Origin of the sequence: Pseudoclavibacter terrae, assembly GCF_008831075.1 — a bacterium.
Classification (GTDB): domain Bacteria; phylum Actinomycetota; class Actinomycetes; order Actinomycetales; family Microbacteriaceae; genus Pseudoclavibacter; species Pseudoclavibacter terrae.
Genome location: NZ_WBJX01000007.1, coordinates 135,998 through 154,021, shown reverse-complemented (window position 1 = coordinate 154,021; position 18,024 = coordinate 135,998). Strand labels below are relative to the sequence as shown.

18 protein-coding genes are annotated in these 18,024 nt (G+C 69.4%); 11 read left to right on the top strand and 7 right to left on the bottom strand.

Annotated features, from left to right (window positions below):
• Positions 1-47 precede the first annotated feature (47 nt).
• The gene (locus F8O03_RS17385) at positions 48-1,136 is read left to right on the top strand and encodes a substrate-binding domain-containing protein (RefSeq protein ID WP_151425021.1); all 1,089 of its coding nucleotides are present in this window, start codon (positions 48-50) and stop codon (positions 1,134-1,136) included.
• 3 nt (positions 1,137-1,139) lie between these two features.
• Here F8O03_RS17385 and F8O03_RS17380 read toward each other — a convergent pair whose 3' ends face one another.
• Positions 1,140-1,691, bottom strand: coding sequence for a methylated-DNA--[protein]-cysteine S-methyltransferase (locus tag F8O03_RS17380; protein ID WP_151424990.1), 552 nt, complete (start codon positions 1,689-1,691; stop codon positions 1,140-1,142).
• Between the two features lie 187 nt (positions 1,692-1,878).
• Between F8O03_RS17380 and F8O03_RS17375 the strand changes: the two genes are divergently transcribed.
• The 3 genes from F8O03_RS17375 to F8O03_RS17365 all read left to right on the top strand — a co-directional run bounded on the left by F8O03_RS17375 (position 1,879) and on the right by F8O03_RS17365 (position 6,132).
• Positions 1,879-4,050, top strand: a complete 2,172-nt coding sequence (locus F8O03_RS17375; protein ID WP_104254787.1) for an ATP-dependent Clp protease ATP-binding subunit — start codon at positions 1,879-1,881, stop codon at positions 4,048-4,050.
• A gap of 244 nt (positions 4,051-4,294) precedes the next feature.
• The gene (locus tag F8O03_RS17370; protein WP_151424989.1) at positions 4,295-4,822 is read left to right on the top strand and encodes a hypothetical protein; all 528 of its coding nucleotides are present in this window, start codon (positions 4,295-4,297) and stop codon (positions 4,820-4,822) included.
• 101 nt (positions 4,823-4,923) lie between these two features.
• Complete coding sequence (locus tag F8O03_RS17365) at positions 4,924-6,132, top strand: hypothetical protein (RefSeq protein WP_151424988.1); 1,209 nt, start codon at positions 4,924-4,926, stop codon at positions 6,130-6,132.
• 114 nt (positions 6,133-6,246) lie between these two features.
• Here F8O03_RS17365 and F8O03_RS17360 read toward each other — a convergent pair whose 3' ends face one another.
• Together F8O03_RS17360 and F8O03_RS17355 are read right to left on the bottom strand one after the other, a co-directional pair.
• The gene (locus F8O03_RS17360; protein WP_151424987.1) at positions 6,247-7,026 is read right to left on the bottom strand and encodes an isocitrate lyase/PEP mutase family protein; all 780 of its coding nucleotides are present in this window, start codon (positions 7,024-7,026) and stop codon (positions 6,247-6,249) included.
• Between the two features lie 123 nt (positions 7,027-7,149).
• Positions 7,150-7,731: a nitroreductase family protein gene (locus F8O03_RS17355; RefSeq protein WP_151424986.1), complete on the bottom strand. Its 582-nt coding sequence runs from the start codon at positions 7,729-7,731 to the stop codon at positions 7,150-7,152.
• 170 nt (positions 7,732-7,901) lie between these two features.
• Here F8O03_RS17355 and F8O03_RS17350 point away from each other — a divergent pair, with 170 nt between their 5' ends.
• From F8O03_RS17350 to F8O03_RS17340, 3 genes are read left to right on the top strand one after another with little or no spacing between them, the layout of a single operon-like run.
• Positions 7,902-8,600 carry an NUDIX domain-containing protein gene (locus F8O03_RS17350; protein ID WP_151424985.1) on the top strand — a complete coding sequence of 233 codons (699 nt, stop codon included), beginning with the start codon at positions 7,902-7,904 and terminating at the stop codon, positions 8,598-8,600.
• Positions 8,593-9,486, top strand: a complete 894-nt coding sequence (locus F8O03_RS17345; protein WP_244296357.1) for a dihydrodipicolinate synthase family protein — start codon at positions 8,593-8,595, stop codon at positions 9,484-9,486. Before F8O03_RS17350 ends, F8O03_RS17345 begins: the two co-directional genes overlap by 8 nt.
• Positions 9,487-9,536: 50 nt before the next feature.
• On the top strand, positions 9,537-10,148 hold the full coding sequence (locus F8O03_RS17340; protein WP_151424984.1) for a 2'-5' RNA ligase family protein: 612 nt from the start codon (positions 9,537-9,539) through the stop codon (positions 10,146-10,148).
• Positions 10,149-10,278: 130 nt separating this feature from the next.
• On the opposite strand, the gene F8O03_RS17335 is transcribed toward F8O03_RS17340, so the two are convergent.
• On the bottom strand, positions 10,279-11,298 hold the full coding sequence (locus F8O03_RS17335; RefSeq protein ID WP_151424983.1) for an EamA family transporter: 1,020 nt from the start codon (positions 11,296-11,298) through the stop codon (positions 10,279-10,281).
• A gap of 38 nt (positions 11,299-11,336) precedes the next feature.
• On the opposite strand from F8O03_RS17335, the gene F8O03_RS17330 reads away from it, so the two are divergent.
• Complete coding sequence (locus tag F8O03_RS17330; RefSeq protein ID WP_151424982.1) at positions 11,337-11,882, top strand: CGNR zinc finger domain-containing protein; 546 nt, start codon at positions 11,337-11,339, stop codon at positions 11,880-11,882.
• 105 nt (positions 11,883-11,987) lie between these two features.
• Here F8O03_RS17330 and F8O03_RS17325 read toward each other — a convergent pair whose 3' ends face one another.
• From F8O03_RS17325 to F8O03_RS17315, 3 genes are all read right to left on the bottom strand, one after another.
• Complete coding sequence (locus F8O03_RS17325) at positions 11,988-12,326, bottom strand: P-II family nitrogen regulator (RefSeq protein WP_104254769.1); 339 nt, start codon at positions 12,324-12,326, stop codon at positions 11,988-11,990.
• Positions 12,327-12,447: 121 nt separating this feature from the next.
• Positions 12,448-13,701: an ammonium transporter gene (locus F8O03_RS17320; protein WP_151424981.1), complete on the bottom strand. Its 1,254-nt coding sequence runs from the start codon at positions 13,699-13,701 to the stop codon at positions 12,448-12,450.
• An 82-nt stretch (positions 13,702-13,783) separates the two neighbouring features.
• Positions 13,784-14,833, bottom strand: a complete 1,050-nt coding sequence (locus F8O03_RS17315; RefSeq protein WP_167516626.1) for a phosphotransferase enzyme family protein — start codon at positions 14,831-14,833, stop codon at positions 13,784-13,786.
• Between the two features lie 235 nt (positions 14,834-15,068).
• Here F8O03_RS17315 and F8O03_RS17310 point away from each other — a divergent pair, with 235 nt between their 5' ends.
• The 3 genes from F8O03_RS17310 to F8O03_RS17300 all read left to right on the top strand — a co-directional run bounded on the left by F8O03_RS17310 (position 15,069) and on the right by F8O03_RS17300 (position 17,967).
• Positions 15,069-16,400 carry an aspartate aminotransferase family protein gene (locus F8O03_RS17310; protein ID WP_208851903.1) on the top strand — a complete coding sequence of 444 codons (1,332 nt, stop codon included), beginning with the start codon at positions 15,069-15,071 and terminating at the stop codon, positions 16,398-16,400.
• Between the two features lie 298 nt (positions 16,401-16,698).
• Positions 16,699-17,361 (top strand): GAP family protein, encoded by a 663-nt coding sequence (locus F8O03_RS17305; protein WP_151424979.1) that lies wholly within the window; start codon positions 16,699-16,701, stop codon positions 17,359-17,361.
• 45 nt (positions 17,362-17,406) lie between these two features.
• On the top strand, positions 17,407-17,967 hold the full coding sequence (locus F8O03_RS17300) for a hypothetical protein (RefSeq protein WP_208851902.1): 561 nt from the start codon (positions 17,407-17,409) through the stop codon (positions 17,965-17,967).
• The last annotated feature ends 57 nt before the right edge of the window (positions 17,968-18,024 follow it).

Here is an 18,024-nt window from a genome sequence, read left to right as displayed (position 1 = left end):
GCTCGACCCGAAGCGAACACCTCTGTACGCTCAGGGCTGTGGACGACATGCCGCCCTTCGGTCTCACGCGACGCGAACGCATCCTCGGCGAGCTCCGCCGTGCGGGCTCGGTTCGCGTGGCCGCGCTCGCGCGGCAGCTCGAGGTGTCCGAGCTCACGATCCGACGCGACATCACGAACCTCTCCGATCGTGGCCTCCTGACCAGGGTCCACGGCGGTGCGACCCTGCGGAGTCGCCTCGACACGTCGGTGCCGACCGTTGCCGCACAGGCGACCCCCATCCGCTTCCGGGTCGGCATGGTGACCCCCTCGCTCAGCTACTACTGGCCCCAGGTCATCGTCGGTGCGCGAGCAGCGGCCACCGACCTCGGCGTGCAGCTCGTGCTGCGCGGTGCCAGCTACTCCGTCGACGATCAGCGTCGCCAGATCTCGTCCCTCGTCGAATCCGGAGGTCTGCACGGGATCATCGCGGCACCGGAGACGGCCGGCGCAGACGGCTGGGCGCTCCTGCACTGGCTGGAGTCCCTTCCGGTGCCCGTCGTGCTGGCGGAACGCCATGCCGCCGCTGCCGGCTCGCTCACGAGTCTCGAGTGGGTCACCACGGACCACGTCTTCGGCGGTTCCCTCGCCGCGGAGCATCTTGCGGCGCTCGGACACCGTCGTGTCGGCATCCTGACGTCGGCCGGCTCTCCCACCTCAGCGCAGCTCCGGCAAGGGTGGAGCGCTGCCGTCACGGAGCTCGGCCTCGAGACGGACGTCGACGTCGACGCGAACCTCGACGCCATGGACGGGCAGGCGAGAGAAGAGCTCATCGCGCGAGTCCTCAGCGACTGCCGCCGAGCTTCGGTGACCGCCCTGCTCATCCACTCGGACCCCCAGGCGGTGCTCCTGCAGCAGTACGCCCGCGACCATGGCTGGTCGATACCGGACGACCTCGCGGTCATCGCCTACGACGATGAGGTCGCGCAGAATGCAGAGCCGCCCATCACGGCGCTGCGTCCACCCAAGCAGCACATCGGGCGCCTGGCCGTCGAGACGATGGTGTCTCGTCTCGATGAGGGGCCGAGTCGTCCAGTCCAGCGCACACGCGTCCTGCCCGTGCTGCACGCGCGGAGGTCCACCGCCGTCCCATCCTGATCGTCAGCGGCCCATCCCCATCGTCCGCTCGTGGTCGATGAGCGCCTGACGCACGGCGATGTCGTCCGCATGACCCGCGAGCTTCCCGCTCGCGCGCACGATGCGGTGGACGGGCACGAAGAGTCCCACGAGGCAGGCCCCGCAGGCGCTCGCGGCCGCGCGGGCGGCACGTGGATGCCCGGCGATCGCGGCCACGTCGCCGTAGCTCGCGAGGGTGCCCGGCTCGACGAGCCTCGCCGCCCGCCACATGGCGCGCCGCAGCTCGGTGCCGTCCTGGTGCACGTCGACCTCGTCGAGCAGGGAGGCGTCGCCGTCGTCATAGGCGCGGACGGCGGCCAGCGCGGTGTCGTTGCCGCCCAGTTCACGCACCGCGAGCAGCTCGGCCTGTCGCCCGAAGGTCGAGTAGGCGAGCGAGCTCGGGCTACCGAAACCAGCCGCGCGAACGACCTCGGCTTCGCCCGCCTTCACGACCGAGAACGTCTCGCCGAGGAGCTCCACGCTGCCGACCCGGAGCGAGTGAATGGGGAGTGCGGATTCTTCACGGGCATCGGCCATGCAGCAAACTCTGCCACGTCCGGAGAAGTCCAGGTCACGGGCACAGAATGCGCGCTCAACTCCCGCTGGGAGTTGACTGAGCGAAGCGCATTCCAGTGGCGATGTCGCGCGTCAGGTCCTAAACTTGAGCCATCTCGACTCAACTTTTCACGGTTTGAGTCGCAAGCAACGTTCTCGAAGGAGCCCCATGGCAAACATGCAAGGCGCTCAGGCACCAGACGAAGAGGCCAAGAGCGCACTCGAACAATACGGAATCAACCTCACCGACATCGCCCGCTCGGGCAAGCTCGACCCGGTCATCGGTCGTGACTCCGAGATCCGCCGCGTCAGCCAGGTGCTGACCCGCCGCACGAAGAACAACCCGGTGCTGATCGGTGAGCCCGGCGTCGGGAAGACGTCGGTCGTCGAAGGCCTCGCGCAGCGCATCGTCGCCGGCGACGTCGCCGAGTCGCTCAAAGACAAGGAGCTCGTGAGCCTCGACATGTCGGCGCTCATCGCCGGCGCCAAGTACCGAGGCGACTTCGAAGAGCGCCTCAAGGCCGTGCTCAAGGAGATCACCGAGTCCGACGGCCGCATCATCACCTTCATCGACGAGCTGCACACCCTCATGGGCGCCGGCGGCGGCGAGTCGAGCATCTCGGCCGCCAACATGCTCAAGCCCATGCTCGCCCGGGGCGAGCTGCGCCTCATCGGCGCGACGACGCTCGACGAGTACCGCCAGTTCATCGAGTCGGATGCGGCGCTCGAGCGACGCTTCCAGCAGGTGTTCGTGGGCGAGCCCAGCGTCGAGGACTCGATCGCCATCCTCCGCGGCCTGAAGGAGCGGTACGAGGCGCACCACAAGGTCTCGATCGCCGACCAGGCGCTCGTCGCCGCCGCCGCCCTCTCGAACCGCTACATCACCGGCCGCAAGCTGCCGGACAAGGCGATCGACCTGATCGACGAGGCCGCGTCCCGCCTCCGCATGGAGATCGACTCCTCGCCCGTCGAGGTCGACACGCTCCAGCGGCAGGTCGACCGGCTGCGGCTCGAAGAGCTGGCGCTCAAGAAGGAGCACGACGACGCGTCCAAGCAGCGCCTCGCCGCGCTTCGCGCCGACCTCGATGCGAAGAACGCGCGCCTCGGCGAGCTGAAGGAGCGCTGGAACGTCGAGCGCGCCTCCCTCAACCGCATCGGTGAGCTGCGCGAGCAGCTCGACAACATCCGCATGCGCGCCGACCGGGCGCAGCGCGAGGGCAACCTCGAGCTCGCGTCGCGCCTCCTCTACGGCGAGCTGCCCGGCATCCAGAAGCAGCTCCACGAGGCCGAAGCCACCGAGGACGGCGGACCCAAGCTCGTCAACGACCACGTCACGGCGGAAGACATCGCCGGGGTCGTTGCCGCGTGGACGGGCATCCCCGTCGGGCGGCTGCTGCAGGGCGAGATGGAGAAGCTCCTGCACCTGGAGGCGGAGCTCGGCAAGCGACTCGTCGGGCAGGAGAAGGCCGCCGCGACGGTGGCGGACGCGATCCGCCGCACCCGCGCGGGCATCGCGGACCCCGACCGCCCCACCGGCTCGTTCCTGTTCCTCGGCCCCACCGGAGTCGGCAAGACGGAGCTCGCGAGGGCACTCGCCGAGCTGCTGTTCGACGACGAGAAGGCCATGATCCGCATCGACATGTCCGAGTACGGGGAAAAGCACTCCGTCGCCAGGCTCGTCGGCGCCCCTCCGGGGTACGTCGGCTACGAGCAGGGCGGACAGCTGACCGAGGCCGTGCGGCGCAGGCCGTACTCGGTTGTGCTGTTCGACGAGGTCGAGAAGGCGCATCCGGAGGTCTTCGACATCCTCCTGCAGGTGCTCGACGACGGTCGGCTCACCGACGGGCAGGGCCGCACGGTCGACTTCCGCAACGTCATCCTCATCCTCACCTCCAACCTGGGCTCGCAGTTCCTCATCGACCCGCTGCTCTCCCAGGAGGAGCGCGAGGACCGCGTTATGGCGGCTGTCCGGCAGTCGTTCAAGCCGGAGTTCGTGAACCGACTCGACGACATCGTCGTGTTCAGCGCGCTCTCGCAGGACGAGCTCGCGCAGATCGTGGCGCTCTACATCGACCGGCTGCAGCGCAGGCTCGGTGAGCGGAGGCTCACGATCAAGGTCGACGACGATGCGCGGGCGTGGCTCGCCGAGCGCGGCTACGACCCCATCTACGGGGCCCGGCCGCTGCGGCGCCTCATGCAGCGCGAGATCGACGACCGCCTCGCGAGGGCGCTCCTCGCGGGCACCGTGCGCGACGGCGACACCGTCTCGGTGGTCGTGGCGAGCGATGGCGACTCGCTCAACGTGCAGTCGACGACGCCGCACACGGCAGCCGTGGAGTAGGCGGCAGCCCCGCTGCTTGCAGCCCGAGCCCCGGTTAGCCGTGGCCGAAGAGTGAGCCAGATGCATCCTCCAGTCCGCTGGAGCCTGCGCCTGGCTCACTTTTCGCGTGGTGGATGCGGGCGGGGGCAGGGGCGAGGGGCAGCGGATGCGCGGGGAGCGGCTGCGTGGTGCCGGACATCTCTGGTGGGTAACTCGGGCGCGTCGTGCACATCGCCTGTCCGCATCCGCGCTTATCTTGAGCGGCATGGAGCACCTGCGCTGGATACTGCCACTCATCGCCGCGCCCGTCGTCGCCGTGCTCGGCATCGTCGGCGTCCTCGCCCTCTCGTTCCGGAGGCTCACGTCCGCGCCGGTCGCGAGTGACGACGTCATGGTGCTGTTCGGTCGCGACGCCTACCAGTTCTTCCTCGGCACGCTCGTGCCGTTCGTGCTGCTGGTCTTCATCGTCGGCCTCATCGTCTACGCCGTCTACGCCGTCGGGACGACGTTCGGGTGGATCGCGCTCCGCGAGACGCCGCTCTTCAAGACGTGGACGCTGCCCCTGCTCTTCTCGCCGGCCATCGCCGTGGTCGCCTTCTTCGTCGTCGCGTTCATGCCGTTCGTCGTGGGACCGAGCGAGGCGCTCGTGCCGGTCGTCAGCGCGTTCGGCGCGTTCATGGTGTGCCTCGCCGTCGCGGGTGCGCTGTGGTTCCGTGCGACGCTCGGCGCCCGCGCCAGCAAGCGCGCCGCGGAGGCGGCGCCGGTGACCGGCGAGGTCGGCGTCACCGCCTGAGGTCGTCCTCGTACCCGCATTCGGGTGCCGTTTCCGCTTCTGCGACGGAGCGGGGAGGACTGACCTGGCCGAACGTCGGCGGGCGGTCGTACGTTGGCAGGATGACGTCGAAACGAGGCTCTCAGGTCGGTCGCTTCATCTGGCTCGGGATGCTCGTCGCCCTGGTCATCTTCGGGCTGGCCACCGCGCCTGAGCTGCTCGAGGGGCTCCACCTCGGTCCAGGGGCAGACGAGGTCGCGTTCAGCTTCGCCACGCTCGCGTACTTCCTGCTCCTCCCCGCCGCGCTGCTCGCGCTGGTGATCCTGTCGACGTACGTCGTCCGCGTCGACCTCCTGCACGCCATGGAGAGTCGGTGGGCATCCCGGATTCGTACTGAGTCAGGCGCCACCGAATCCAGCAACGCCGAGAAGTTGCGGAGGCGAGGACGTTGGGCGCTGCCGCTGCTTGCGCTGGCCGGAACGCTTGCGCTCACCGCGGCTGTCGTCGCCCTGGCCTTCACCGGGTATGACGGGGGTCCGTACGCGGAAGATGACGTCGCCCGGACACTCAGGGGTCTCGGCCTGGCGCTGCTGTTCTGGGCTAGCGTTCTCTTCGCAGTACTTCTGCTCTTCGGACTCGGGCGGGCGTCGCTTCGCGGGGCGGCTGCGAATCGACGAGAGAGCAGGCACCGCAAAGGCAACTACACGCGCAAGGAGCGTTCGCAGCTCGAGACTCAGCGGTACTCGCATGACCGGCTTGCGGCCGCGCTCCGCTTCCGAGATGAGATGCTCGATGAACGCGTTCCGCAGACCATCGATGTCTGGGATTTCGGAGCCGCGGACGGCGAGGTGTTCTTCCAGGACACGCCGGCGACCTATGCGCGGTACTACGGCCGCGACGTCGCGTACTCGACGAGTTCAGGCTTCTTCTTCGGCCACCCGGCTTTCGTCCTGGCTGGTCTCGCGGTGACCGCCATGGGCAACGCCTCGGCGCGATCTCGAGCTCAGATGGAAGCCGCGGAGCAGTGGCGCGAGTGGCAGACCGCTCGTGTCCTCGTCTCGAACCAGCGCCTCGTGTGCTTTGCGGGTGGGCGGTGGTTGTCGTTCTGGTACTCGGGCGTCGTGGCCAGCTATCCGTCAATGCGCGAGCGCACGCTCACCCTGCAGTTCGGTGATGCGGAACCGCTCATGCTTGTCGGTGACCACGTGCCACTCGCCATCGTCATGGCGACGTATTCGATGCACGGGCGGCGCGGCCTGCTCGGACACCCCGACCTGGTCGCCGCTGCTGCTGCGCTCAGCGCCCCGGTTCGTGATGTGCGAGAGCCCTAGGCCGAGTCGTCGCGGCCCGCGTTCTGAACGCCGAGAGCGGCCTTGTGGTCGTCAGAACTCAGCTCTGACGGCCACAAGGCCGCTCCTGGTCGGCCCCGGAATGGGGGGTCGCGACTAGTTCAGTGCGGGCGTGTCCTCCGGGATGACACCCGTGCCGTACAGGTCGGTGGCGAGGTCGCGCAGCGCGCGCAGGGCGACGCGCTGCGTGAGCGGCCCGTAGGAGACGCGGGCGACGCCGAGCTCCTCGAACTCCGCGGCGGTCAGCGCGCCGGGGAGGCCGATGACGGACAGCTTGCCGACGCCGAGACCCTCGACGAGCGGCTCGACCGTCTCGCGGTTGACGGCACCCGGCACGAAGACGAGGGATGCGCCAGCGTCGAGGAACGCGCGACCGCGCGCGATCGCGTCGTCGATGCTCTCGGAGATGGGGCGCTCGCCGCCGCGCACGATGGCGTCGGTGCGGGCGTTCAGCTGGAAGTTGACGCCCTCCGCCTCAGCCGCGCGGATGATCGCGGCGACGCGGGCGACCGACTCGTCGAAGGGGCGCAGGCGGTCCTCGACGTTCGCGCCGACGATGCCGAATCCGATGGCGCGGCGGATGGTCTCGGCCGGGTCCTCGTACCCGTCGTCGAGGTCGGCCGTCACGGGGAGGTCGATGGCGTCGACGATCACCTTCGCGCCGGCCAGGGCCACGTCGAGTGGCATGGCGCCGTCCGCGTACCCGTAGGAGGCAGCGATCGAGTGGCCCGCGGTCGCGATGGCCTTCGTCTCGGGGAGGGCCGCGACGGTCTGGGCGCTGATCGCGTCCCACACGTTCACGACTCGGAGGATCTCCTGGGCCTGGTGAAGTTCTGCCAAGCGATTGGCGCGGTCTGCTGTGCTGACATCCGTCATCGTGCTGTCCTCTGCTTCTGGTGATGCGGGCCGGGGCGACCCGGGCGGCATGGCCGTGTGGCCACGGTCACTGTTCTTACGGCACCCGGCTGATGCCGGGCGGTGAGCCTCGTGAGGCCCCGGTCAGCGCTCGATCGATGCGAAGTCGGTCAGCTCGCGCCGCGAACGGGGCGACGTGTCGCGGGCGCGGATCTGCTCGCTCACGGCGTCGGAGTCGTCGTGCTGGCCGACGGCGATGACCGTGATCGGGGTCCGACCGGCGGGGAGCTCGAGCGCCTCGGCGAGCGCATCCACGTGGAAGCCGCCCATCTGGTGCGTGTGGAGACCACGCGACTGCGCCTCGATCGAGAGGTGCGCGGCAACAGCGCCCGCGTCATACTCGGCCCAGCGCAGCGCCTTCCCGTCGCGCTCGTGCTCGACGGTGACGGCGATGAGCAGCGAGGCGCGATCGGCCCAGGCGAGGTTGAAGTCCATGAGGGTGCCGTAGATCCGGTCGAACGTCGCGGTTCCGCGAACGCCCGCCACGAGGGTCGTCGGCTGCGTGTTGCTCGCGGACGGTGCCCAGCGGCCCGCCTCGAAGATCGCCGTGAGGTCCTCGTCGGAGATCGCGTGGTCCGCATCGAAGCCGCGCGGGCTCCACCGGTCGGACAGGGCGTCGAGGATCGGGACGGAGGTCTCGTTGCGGACGGTCAGCTGCTCGGTCATGTGACTCCGTTCTTGGCGCTGTGCGCGGGTCTGCGGGGAAGGTGGCCGCGGCCACCCGTACGGCAACAACCAGTTGTAACTGCAAGCTATTCCCCCGAGCTGTGCGGGGCGATCAGGGTTACGGCGTATTTCCAGATGCGCCCGCCCAAGCTCGTGCGTATCTTTGGGGCATGTCGCATCCACACACCCACGGGCACCTCGGCGTCGACGTGCCCGACAGTCGCGGTCGCACCGGCCTCGACCAGGTCGGGCGCGACCTGACCCGCAACCCCAACGTCGAGGTCGAGAACGTCGAGGTCACCTCCGACGGCTGGCACGTGCTGCGGCGCACGACGTTCCGCTACCGCGGACGCGGCGGCGAGTGGGCGACGCAGCAGCGCGAGACCTACGACCGCGGCAACGGCGCCACGATCCTCCTCTACGACCTCGACAGCCGCAAGGTGCTCCTCGGCCGCCAGTTCCGGTACCCCGTCTACGTCAACGGACACGAAGACGGCATGCTCCTCGAGACCGCCGCGGGGCTCCTCGACGGAGACTCACCCGAAGACGCGATCCGCCGCGAAGTCGAAGAAGAGCTCGGCGTCGTCGTCGGCGAGGTGACGCCCGTCTTCGAGCTCTTCATGAGCCCAGGATCGGTGACCGAGAGCATCCACTTCTTCGCAGCACCCTGGTCGGCGAACGCCCCCGTCTCCGGAGGCGGGGGTGTCGAGGAGGAGGGCGAGGAGATCGAAGCGGTCGCACTCGACTTCGACGAGGCTCTGCAGATGATCGCGAGCGGTGAGATCCAGGACGCGAAGACCGTGCTGCTGCTCCAGTGGGCCGCGCTGAACCTCCCCTGGCCCGCCGCCGGAGGAGGACCCCATGTCTGATCCACTGTTCGAAGGCCTCAGCGCCTTCCCGCTCACCCCGATCACCTCCACCGGCGTCGATGCGGCCAGCTACGCAGGGCTCGTCGAGCGGATGCAGGCGGCCAGCGTCGACTCCATCAGCGCGCTCGGATCGACGGGAAGCTACGCCTACCTCGACGTCACCGAGCGCGCCTCCGTCGCGAAGCTCACGGTGCAGCACGCCGGGCCCGTGCCGGTGATCGTCGGTATCGGCGCGCTCCGGACCCGCGACGTGCTCCACAACCTGCGCTCCGCGGAGGACGCAGGCGCTGCCGCGGTGCTGCTCGCCCCCGTGTCGTACCAGCCGCTCACCGAGGACGAGGTCTACGGCCTCTACGAAGACGTCGCCGCCACATCGAGCCTGCCGATCATCGTCTACGACAACCCGACCACCACGGGGATCGTCGTCAGCGACACCCTGCACGCGCGCATCGCGGGCCTCGACCTCGTGCGCTCCATCAAGATCCCGCCGGCCTCCCTCGACGTCGCCCAGGTCAGCGAACGCGTCACCGCGCTGCGCGACGCCGTCGGCCACCCGATCTCCGTCGGCATCAGCGGCGACCCCTACGCCGCCGCCGGCCTGCTCGGCGGGTGCGACGTCTGGTACTCGGTGCTCGCCGGCGTCCTGCCCGCGGAGTGCCTGGCCATCACCCGCGCCGCGCTGACTGGCGAAGCCGAACTCGCCCTGCAGCTCTCGGCGCGACTGGACCCGCTGTGGGAGCTGTTCCGCGCCCATGGCAGCTACCGCGTCGCATCCGCCATCGCCGCGCAACTCGGTCTCGTGCCGACAGTGAACCTGCCGAGGCCGGTCCACGAACTCGACGCGACCGGCCAGCGCGCTGTCGCCGCCGCGCTCCGCGCGATCTGAGGTGGGGCAGGTCGGCGGGAGTGTCTGGTTGGCCAACCCGCGAGTGACGCGTGAGTGAGATCGTCAGCCTCGAGCTGCTGTTCGACGAGCTGACCGAGGCTCGTATCCGGGACGAGTGGCGGATGCTGCAGGAGCTCGGCGTCTCGAGCATGGGCGCCCACACCAGTGCCAGCAATCGCCCGCATTTGTCGCTGCTGGTGCGCGGCCGCGTCGCCCCGGTCGACGCTGCCGGGCTGAACGCTGGTGCTGGTGCTGTCGCCGCCGCAGAGTCCGAGCTCGATGCTGTGACGGTGCATCCTCCACTCGTGTCTGCCCAAGTGCGCCGAGCATCCGGTCGCCTTCCCCTGGCGGTGACGTTGGGTGCGCCCATGCTGTTCCGGCACGGCGACCGCGCGGTGTTCGCCCGGAGTGTGCTGCCGACGAGCGGATTGCTTGACCTCCACGCCGAGGTGCACGCACTCGCCGGGATGCTGCCGTCCGCCACCGACCTGCCGAACACGACGCCGGGACACTGGACGCCGCACGTCACCCTTGCCCGGCGCCTGAAGCTCGCCGATCTGGAGCGCGCACTCTCGGCGCTCGAGCTGGAGCCGATCGAGGCGCAGGCCACCGAGTTGCGGCTCTGGGACGCGCGAATCGGCACCGCGCGCCAGCTCGCCTGACCAACATGAGTGCAGAATCGGCCCGCGCGGCCGGCTTGCGCCGGTTTTCGAGCGATATCGCACTGATGTTGGTCAGCGTGCCCGGCCCCCGCGCCTGAGCCGCCGCCGCGAGCCGAGCGAACCGTGCAGGTCAGCGGGTGATGCGGGCCTCGCCAAGCCGGACGACGACAACCCCGACGAGGATCAGCGCGCCACCGGCAAGTTGCACGCCGTTCGGGAGCTCGCCGAGCAGCAACCACGCGAACAGCACGGCGCCGATCACCTCGGACAGTCCGACGAACGACGTCAGGCGCGGACCCAGGCGACGGGCCGCAGCGATCCCGGTCACGTAGGCCCCCGCCGCAGTCACGAGACCGAGGACAAGCACGGCGACCCACCACGGCATGGACGCCCCGCCCAACTCGACCGGCGCATCCGTCACGCTCATCGGCAGCACGCCCACGAGGCCCGCGAGCCCGAGCACAACCGCTCCGACCAACAGCCCACCGCCCGCGAGCACGGTCGCCGGAAGCTCCGTCTCCGTGTCCGCGGACATGACGAAGTAGAAGGCGACGCCCAGCATCGCGCCGAGCGCCCACAGCACACCGGCGAGGTCGAGCTGCACGCCACCGAAGATCTGCAGCACGAGCAGGAGCCCGCCCGCCGCGATGACCGCACCCAGCAGCGTGAGCGCGTGGGGGCGCTGGCGGTGTCGCATCCACATCCACAGCACGACGATGGCCGGTGCCGTGTACTCGATGAGCAGTGCGACGCCGACCTGCAAGGTCGCGACGGCCGAGAAGTACGCGAGCTGCGTGCCCGCGACGGCGATGGCGCCGTAGACCACGAGTGTCACGAGGTTGCGGCGTGCAGCCAGGAGCCGCCAGCGTCCCCGCAGCGCCAGCACGGCGACGGGGGCCAACGCCAGCGCGGCGAGGGAGACGCGTGCGGTGACGGCGGCTCCCGGTGTCCAGCCGGCATCGAGCAGGCCGCGGGCGAACGGGCCGGAAAGCGCGAAGGCGCCGGCTGAGATGAGGGCGAACAGCAGGCCGGATGCGAGACGCGAGCTGTTCGCGGGCGAGGCCGCAGTACGCGGGGCCGCGTTCGGAGCGGCGACACTGGCTGTCGCGGAGGCGTCCCTGAACGCGACGTCATTGGCGTTGGTGTCCATAGAACATGACACTAGTCTCGCTTTGGTAATCTGCAAAGGTGCTTTTCACCAATGACACAGAGGAGGCGCTCGCCGCCGCAGCGGCCCTCGTCAACAGCGACATCGACCCGCTGACGCTGCAGACGCGCGCCGAACTCGCCGACTTCTTCCGCGACCGCGGCTACACGGGACGGTTCGACGGCGACGACGCAGAATTCAAGCGCGTTCGAGCGATCCGACCGAAGCTCCGCGAGCTCCTCACCGCCGACCGGGACCTCGCGGCCAGCCTCGTCAACCAGACGCTCACCGAGTACAACGCGACCCCGCAGCTCGTGCGCCACGACACCCACGACTGGCACCTGCACGCAGTCGACGCAGACCGTCCCCTCGACGAGCGCATCTCGGTCGAGACGGCGCTCGCGGTCGTCGACGTCATCCGCTCAGACGAGATGTCGCGCCTCGGGACCTGCGACGCCGACGGCTGCGACGGCGTCGTCGTCGACCTCACCCGCAACCGCACGAAGCGCTTCTGCTCGACGCGCTGCGCGAACCGCACGGCTGTCGCGGCCTACCGCGCCCGCCGCCGTGAGCATCCCGACACCTGAGGCTGCGGGGAACCAACTCCAAGGCACGAAGTTGTGGCCCGTTGCTGCTCCCAGTGCCGGGAACAACAACGGGCCACAACGCTCTTGGGAGCCGGCCGGCGCGAGCTACACGGCGGCGGGTCCGGACTCGCCGGTGCGGACTCGGATGACGTGGCTCACATCCGTCACCCACACCTTGCCGTCGCCGACGTTGCCCGTGCGGGCCGCCTCGACGACGACCTCGAGCGCCTTGTCGAGGGTCTCGTCCGCGACGAGCACCTCCACGCGCGTCTTGGCGCGGAACGACACCTTCACGGCCTGCCCCCGGTAGTACTCGGTGAGGCCCTTCTGGTGGCCGTGCCCCTCCACCTCGGTGATGGTGAGGCCCGTGAAGCCTGCCGCCTCGAGGGCGTCCTTCACGTCGTCGACCTTCGTGGGCTGGATCACTGCGGTCACGAGCTTCATCGGCGGGCGCTCCTCTTCTGTGCGGGCGTTGTCTGCGTGTTCTGGTCGTGCGGGACGCGGGGCGTCTGCGTGTTCTGGTCGCGCGGGGCGAACTGTGGTCGGGCGGATGCACCCATCATGGTCAGCGAGTCTCCATCTCGTACGCGCGCTCGGCGTGGATGCCACGGTCGAGACCGACCGCTTCCACGTCGTCCGGCACGCGGATGGGCACGATCTTGTTCATGACCCAGGCGATGAGGTAGGTCACGACGAACGCGTACACGCAGGTCACGACGATGGCGATCAGCTCCCGCCAGAGGAGGCTCGGGTCGCCGCCGAAGAAGACGCCCGCGATGCCGGCCGGTGCCGCGGCTGCGCCGAGGAACACCACGAACAGGGCTCCGACGATGCCGCCGATACCGTGCACGGAGAACGCATCGAGCGCGTCGTCGACCTTCGCGCGGTTCTTCCAGCCGATGCAGAGCGCTACGACGGCACCCGTGATGAAGCCGAGCGCGAGGGCGCCGACGGGGGTGACCGCATCCGCTGCGGGGGTGATGCCGACGAGGCCCGAGATCATGCCGGTTGCCATGCCGAGTGTCGTGGCGTGCTTGTCGCGGATGCGCTCGATGAGCAGGTAGCCCAACGCGCCCGTGAGGGCGGAGAGGGTGGTGGTGAGCACGACGTAGCCGGCGAGGAAGTTCGCGCCAGCGGCCGTGCCGCCGTTGAAGCCGATCCAGCCGAAGAACAGGAGGCCGGCGCCGAGCAGCACGAGCGGCATGTTGTGCGGGCGCAGCTCCGTGTTCTTGCGGCGGCCGAGCACCATCGCGAGGGCGACGGCGGAAGCGCCTGCGTTCATGTGCACCGCCGTGCCGCCGGCGTAGTCGTGCAGGCCGAGGACGTTGCGCATCCACCCGCCGACCGTCTCGCCGTCGTCGCTCGTGAACGCGAACACCCAGTGCGCGAGGGGCGCATAGACGAGGATCGTCCACAGGGCGGCGAAGATCAGCCACGCCCAGTACTTCATGCGGCCGGCGGCACCGGATGCGACGATCGCGATGCTGATCGCGGCGAACAGGATGTAGAAGGCGCCCCAGTACGCGTCGACGGAGATGATGTCGCCCTCGGACGCGTCGGTCATGAACGATTCCATGCCGACGAACGCGAGCGGGTCGCCGATGATTCCGGCGCCGCCGACCGAGTTGCCGAGCACCATGCCGTGCACGAAGAGCACGTAGATGACGGCGACCACGGCCATGGATCCGAAGACCATCATGGCCATGTTGAGCATGTTCTTGCTGTTGAGCATTCCTCCGTAGAAGAACGAGATTCCGGGGAACATCAGGAGGACGAGACCGAATGCGGCGAGCATCCAGGCGAGATCGGCAGCGGGCATGCATGGCTCCTTGGGTTGGGGTCATGGGAGAGAGGCGTGCGGGATGCACGGGTGGAGCAGTCGGGGCGCAGTCGCCCCGAAGTCAGTCGACGAGCCAGGTGGGCGAGGCGAGGAAGTTGTCGGCGGCGAGGATGGCCGCGTCGATGACGCCACCGCCCTGCAGGTCGGGTGGCAGTGCCTCGTCGCGGTGCGTGGTGCTCCAGCCGAGCATCGTGAGGGTGCGCACCATCGAGAGTGCGCAGCCGAGCTCGAGCTGCGCTGCGGTGAGCTGGCCCTCGGATCGATATCCATCGATCCAGTTCCGTGCCATCGTGCGCACTTCCGGCTTGTGCTCCTGGAAGGTGAGGGCCGACGCGAAGTCGTAAAGGAACCAGCTGAAGCCCGAGTCGTCGAAGTCGATGACGATGAGGCGCTCGCCGTCGCGGATCACGTTGGTCGGGCGGAGGTCTGAGTGGACGAGGCCCCAGTCCTGCCAGCCGGCGGGCGCCGACTGCACGCGCATGAGCGCCGCCATCTCGGCGCGCTCGAGGTGGTCGAGCTGCGCCGGGGTCAGTGACGCGCGGCGCCAGTCGCCCCACCTCGCCGTCGAGCCGAGCAGGTCGGGGAGGCCCCAGGTGAAGCGGTCGAAGCCGGCGGGCCGACGCCAGCTGCGGGCGTGATCGTGCAGGCGTGCCGTGATCTGCCCGAGTTCCGTGAACCACGGAGCGGCGTCGTCGACGTCCTGCAGGATAGAGCCGGTCACGTGCTCGAAGTAGACCGCTTTGAGGGCCAGCCCGTCCGGCGACTGGATGCTCTGCGTCACCTGCCCGTCCGCCCCGGGGATCGGGGACGGGACGTCCGCGCATCCGGAGTCGCGGATGGCCTCGACCCACAGCATCTCCGAGCGGAGCTGCTCATCACCCTCCTGGTAGCCGGGCTGCTGGAGGCGGACGACGCCCGCAGGCCGGCCGGCGAGCTCGACGAGGTACGAGGCGTTCTCGGAGACGGAGATGAGCTTCGTCGACGCCTCCTGCGGAATCCCGAAGGCAGCGAGCATCCCGTCGTGCAGCCATGCAGGCGCAGCCTCCCCCTTGATGAGAGCGTCGAAGACGCGCAGCCCCGAGACGGGTTGCTTGAGCGTTGCCTCGATCATGGTCGTCTCCTCGGGCTGGGGCGATCCGGGCAGCGGATGCGCGGGTCGCGGCGGCTCTGGTGTGTGCCGGCTGAGTGCGGGGTGTTCCATGTCTAGGTGCTGATTCGCTGAACACGCGGCCCAGATGGGCACTCGTTACACACGATTTACCGGGAGGAAACAGTGCGAGTGCCCGCGCCGGTCAGGATCGAAGCGCCGAACGGGCGAAGTGCGCCCGCGGGAGAGGACACGCCACGTGAGCAGATCGACGATCATGGACGGCAACAGCTACCGGGTGGGGGAGTCCTCCGCGGCGACCGAGACCTCGGCCATGATCGAGCGGCGAACGCGGCTCCTCGGACCCTCCTACCGGCTGTTCTACTCGAACCCGGTGCACCTCGTGCGGGGCAGCGGCACGTACCTCTACGACAGCGACGGCGTGGAGTACCTCGACATGTACAACAACGTCGCGAGCCTCGGCCACGCGCATCCGCGGGTCGTGGAGGCGATGGCGGCGCAGGCAGGAACGCTCAACACGCACACGCGCTACCTGCACGAGGCGATCCTCGACTACACCGAGGACCTGCTCTCGACCATGCCCGCCGAGATCGGCCAGGTCATGTACCAGTGCACCGGCTCGGAGGCGAACGACCTGGCCCTGCGCGTCGCGGCCGCCTACACGGGTGGCAGCGGCGTCATCGTCACGAGCGAGGCGTACCACGGCACGTCCGGGCTGACCTCGGCCGTGTCTCCTGCGCTCGGCAGCGGCCAGACGCTGGGGCTCGAGGTGCGGACCGTGCCGGGGCCGGACACCTACCGCACCGCGCCGGAGCTGGTCGGGGAGAAGCTCGCCGCCGACATCCGCGCCGCGATCGCCGACCTGGCCAAGCACGGGGTGAAGTTCTCGGCGTTCCTCGCCGACTCGGTGTTCTCCTCCGACGGCGTCGCCGCCGACCCGACGGGCTTTCTCAAGCCCGCGTTCGACGCCGTGCACGAGGCGGGCGGCGTCTGGATCGCGGATGAGGTGCAACCCGGTTTCGGTCGCCTCGGCCCCCGGATGTGGGGCTTCGCGCGGCACGACATCGTGCCCGACATCGTGACCATGGGGAAGCCCATGGGCAACGGCATCCCCGTCTCCGGCATGGCCGCGCGCCCTGAGGTGCTCGAGCCGTTCGCCACGGGCATCCCGTACTTCAACACCTTCGGCGGCAACCCGGTCGCGATCTCTGCCGCGCAGGCGGTGCTCGACGTGCTGCGCGACGAGGGTCTGCCCGAGCGCGCGGCAGTCGTCGGCGATCAGCTGCGGGCCGCGATCCTGTCGGTGGGGGATGCGCGCATCGGCGACGTGCGCGGGGCTGGCCAGTTCACGGGCGTCGAGATCGTGGCCGACCCCGCCTCGAAGACCCCGGACGGGGCGACGGCGCTCGCGATTGTGAACGCGCTGCGCGAGCACCGAGTGCTCACCTCGACGGCGGGGCCGAACAACAACGTGCTCAAGGTGCGGCCGCCGCTGTCGTTCCAGGAGCACGACATCGACCGGTTCACGGATGCGCTCGCCGCGGCGCTCGCGGACGTGCCGGCGCGCTGAGGCGACTGCGTCGATGAGGTGCCGCGTCTGCGGCGCTCATCGGGACGCTCTGGGTCGCCGGGCTGACACTCAAGGTGACGTGGGGTGTGCTTTGCGCAATCTGCGATCGATCCGTGTGCCACGTCACCCTGACTGCGCGGGCAGCAATCAGAGGGTGTCTCCCGGGGGCCTCGCCTCGCCGCGCACGGCTGGCCTCCACGCATGCGCTGTCGGGGTGCCACATCGCGAGGGGCGAGAGGCGAGAGGCCTGTGAGGGTGCCGCGCCCGGTAGAGTCCACGGCATGCGGGGGAACGAGCGGTGAGCGGCGGCCTGGTGGCGGCGCTCATGGGCCTCGCGGTCGTCGACTCGTTGAACCTGTCGACGATCGCCGTTGTGATCCTCATCCTGCTCACCGTGCAGCGGCCCGTCGCGACCGGTTGGGTGTACGCGGCTGGCGCGGTCGTCGCGTTCTTCGGGCTGACGATGCTCGTGTACTTCGGGGCGAGCTTCGCCGGCACGCTCGTTGAGGATCTGGCGACGTGGATGCGGCGCGTCATCTTCGTCGGCTTCGGCGTCATGTTCGTCGTGTTCGGGGTCCGACGATTCCGCACGCGCGAGCGCCGCGGGTATCCGCTGCTGCGCTGGGTGAGTCCCGTCACCGCGTTCCCGCTGGGTGTCGTCGCGACGCTCGCCGACCTCCCCAACGCGTTCCCCATGTTCTTCGCCGTGGAGCGGCTCATCGACGCCGAGGTTCCAGGTGCCGCAGCTGTTGCCGCGCTCGCGGGGTATACCGCGATTTATGCGGTGCCGACCGTGGCGGTGCTGGTGGTCGGCATCGTGCTCAAGAATCGACCCCGCGACCGGTTCCGCGACGTGTACGACCGCCTCACGAGCGGCGAGGTGGCAGCGAGCCGCCGCATGGCCGGGCTGCATTTCACGCTCGCGGCGGTCTGCTTCGTGGTCGCGGTCTTCTTCGTGTGAGCAGCGTGGGCAACGTGACGGACGGCCATGGGTAGTCTCGCTCGCATGAGCGTCGAGAAGCCGTCGCGGTCGGCCGCTGCCATCGTGGTCGGCTGCGTCGGGTTCCTGCTCGTGACCGGGTACGCGGTCTTCGGGATGCTGCAGGTTCTTGTGCTCGACCCGCTCGCGGCGGTCCCCGACATGACCCTCGAGGAGATCTACCTCCATGCTGCTCGTTCCAACGAGACCATTCACGTCTGGGTCGTCGCCATGCTCCTGGGGCCGGGGCTCTTGCTCGGGCTCGGGAGTCTTGTGCTCTCCTGCCGGAGGGGGGCGACGTGGGTCCAGAGCGCTGCCGTGGCAGCGGGTCTCCTGTTCCTGGGTGGGTTTCCCTTCTTCTGGGCCTGGTTTGGGGTCGGGATGAATGTCGCGGATGCGTTCGGCACCAGCGGTGGCGACCACACTGGGTGGGGCGCGGTCATGTGGGCGACGAGCGGATGCGCGGCGCTGGTCTTGCTTCTGCTCGCGGTCTGGGTGGGTGTCAGGAGCGGCGTCAGGGCTTGGTGGGCGCGCCGCGCCGCGCTCGCCCAGGACAATCTCGCTGACTCGACACATAGCGAGGCGTAGCATCGGACGGGACCCCACTTCCGGGTTCGCGGCGCTTCGCGTCGCACACTGAAGCCG

Bases quoted from the DNA above. Each gene is read 5' to 3' on its own strand.
- F8O03_RS17385 (WP_151425021.1), top strand. From the start codon at position 48: ATGCCGCCCTTCGGTCTCACGCGACGCGAACGCATCCTCGGCGAGCTC.
- F8O03_RS17380 (WP_151424990.1), bottom strand. From the start codon at position 1,691: ATGGCCGATGCCCGTGAAGAATCCGCACTCCCCATTCACTCGCTCCGG.
- F8O03_RS17375 (WP_104254787.1), top strand. From the start codon at position 1,879: ATGGCAAACATGCAAGGCGCTCAGGCACCAGACGAAGAGGCCAAGAGC.
- F8O03_RS17370 (WP_151424989.1), top strand. From the start codon at position 4,295: ATGGAGCACCTGCGCTGGATACTGCCACTCATCGCCGCGCCCGTCGTC.
- F8O03_RS17365 (WP_151424988.1), top strand. From the start codon at position 4,924: ATGACGTCGAAACGAGGCTCTCAGGTCGGTCGCTTCATCTGGCTCGGG.
- F8O03_RS17360 (WP_151424987.1), bottom strand. From the start codon at position 7,026: ATGACGGATGTCAGCACAGCAGACCGCGCCAATCGCTTGGCAGAACTT.
- F8O03_RS17355 (WP_151424986.1), bottom strand. From the start codon at position 7,731: ATGACCGAGCAGCTGACCGTCCGCAACGAGACCTCCGTCCCGATCCTC.
- F8O03_RS17350 (WP_151424985.1), top strand. From the start codon at position 7,902: ATGTCGCATCCACACACCCACGGGCACCTCGGCGTCGACGTGCCCGAC.
- F8O03_RS17345 (WP_244296357.1), top strand. From the start codon at position 8,593: ATGTCTGATCCACTGTTCGAAGGCCTCAGCGCCTTCCCGCTCACCCCG.
- F8O03_RS17335 (WP_151424983.1), bottom strand. From the start codon at position 11,298: ATGGACACCAACGCCAATGACGTCGCGTTCAGGGACGCCTCCGCGACA.
- F8O03_RS17325 (WP_104254769.1), bottom strand. From the start codon at position 12,326: ATGAAGCTCGTGACCGCAGTGATCCAGCCCACGAAGGTCGACGACGTG.
- F8O03_RS17320 (WP_151424981.1), bottom strand. From the start codon at position 13,701: ATGCCCGCTGCCGATCTCGCCTGGATGCTCGCCGCATTCGGTCTCGTC.
- F8O03_RS17315 (WP_167516626.1), bottom strand. From the start codon at position 14,833: ATGATCGAGGCAACGCTCAAGCAACCCGTCTCGGGGCTGCGCGTCTTC.
- F8O03_RS17300 (WP_208851902.1), top strand. From the start codon at position 17,407: ATGAGCGTCGAGAAGCCGTCGCGGTCGGCCGCTGCCATCGTGGTCGGC.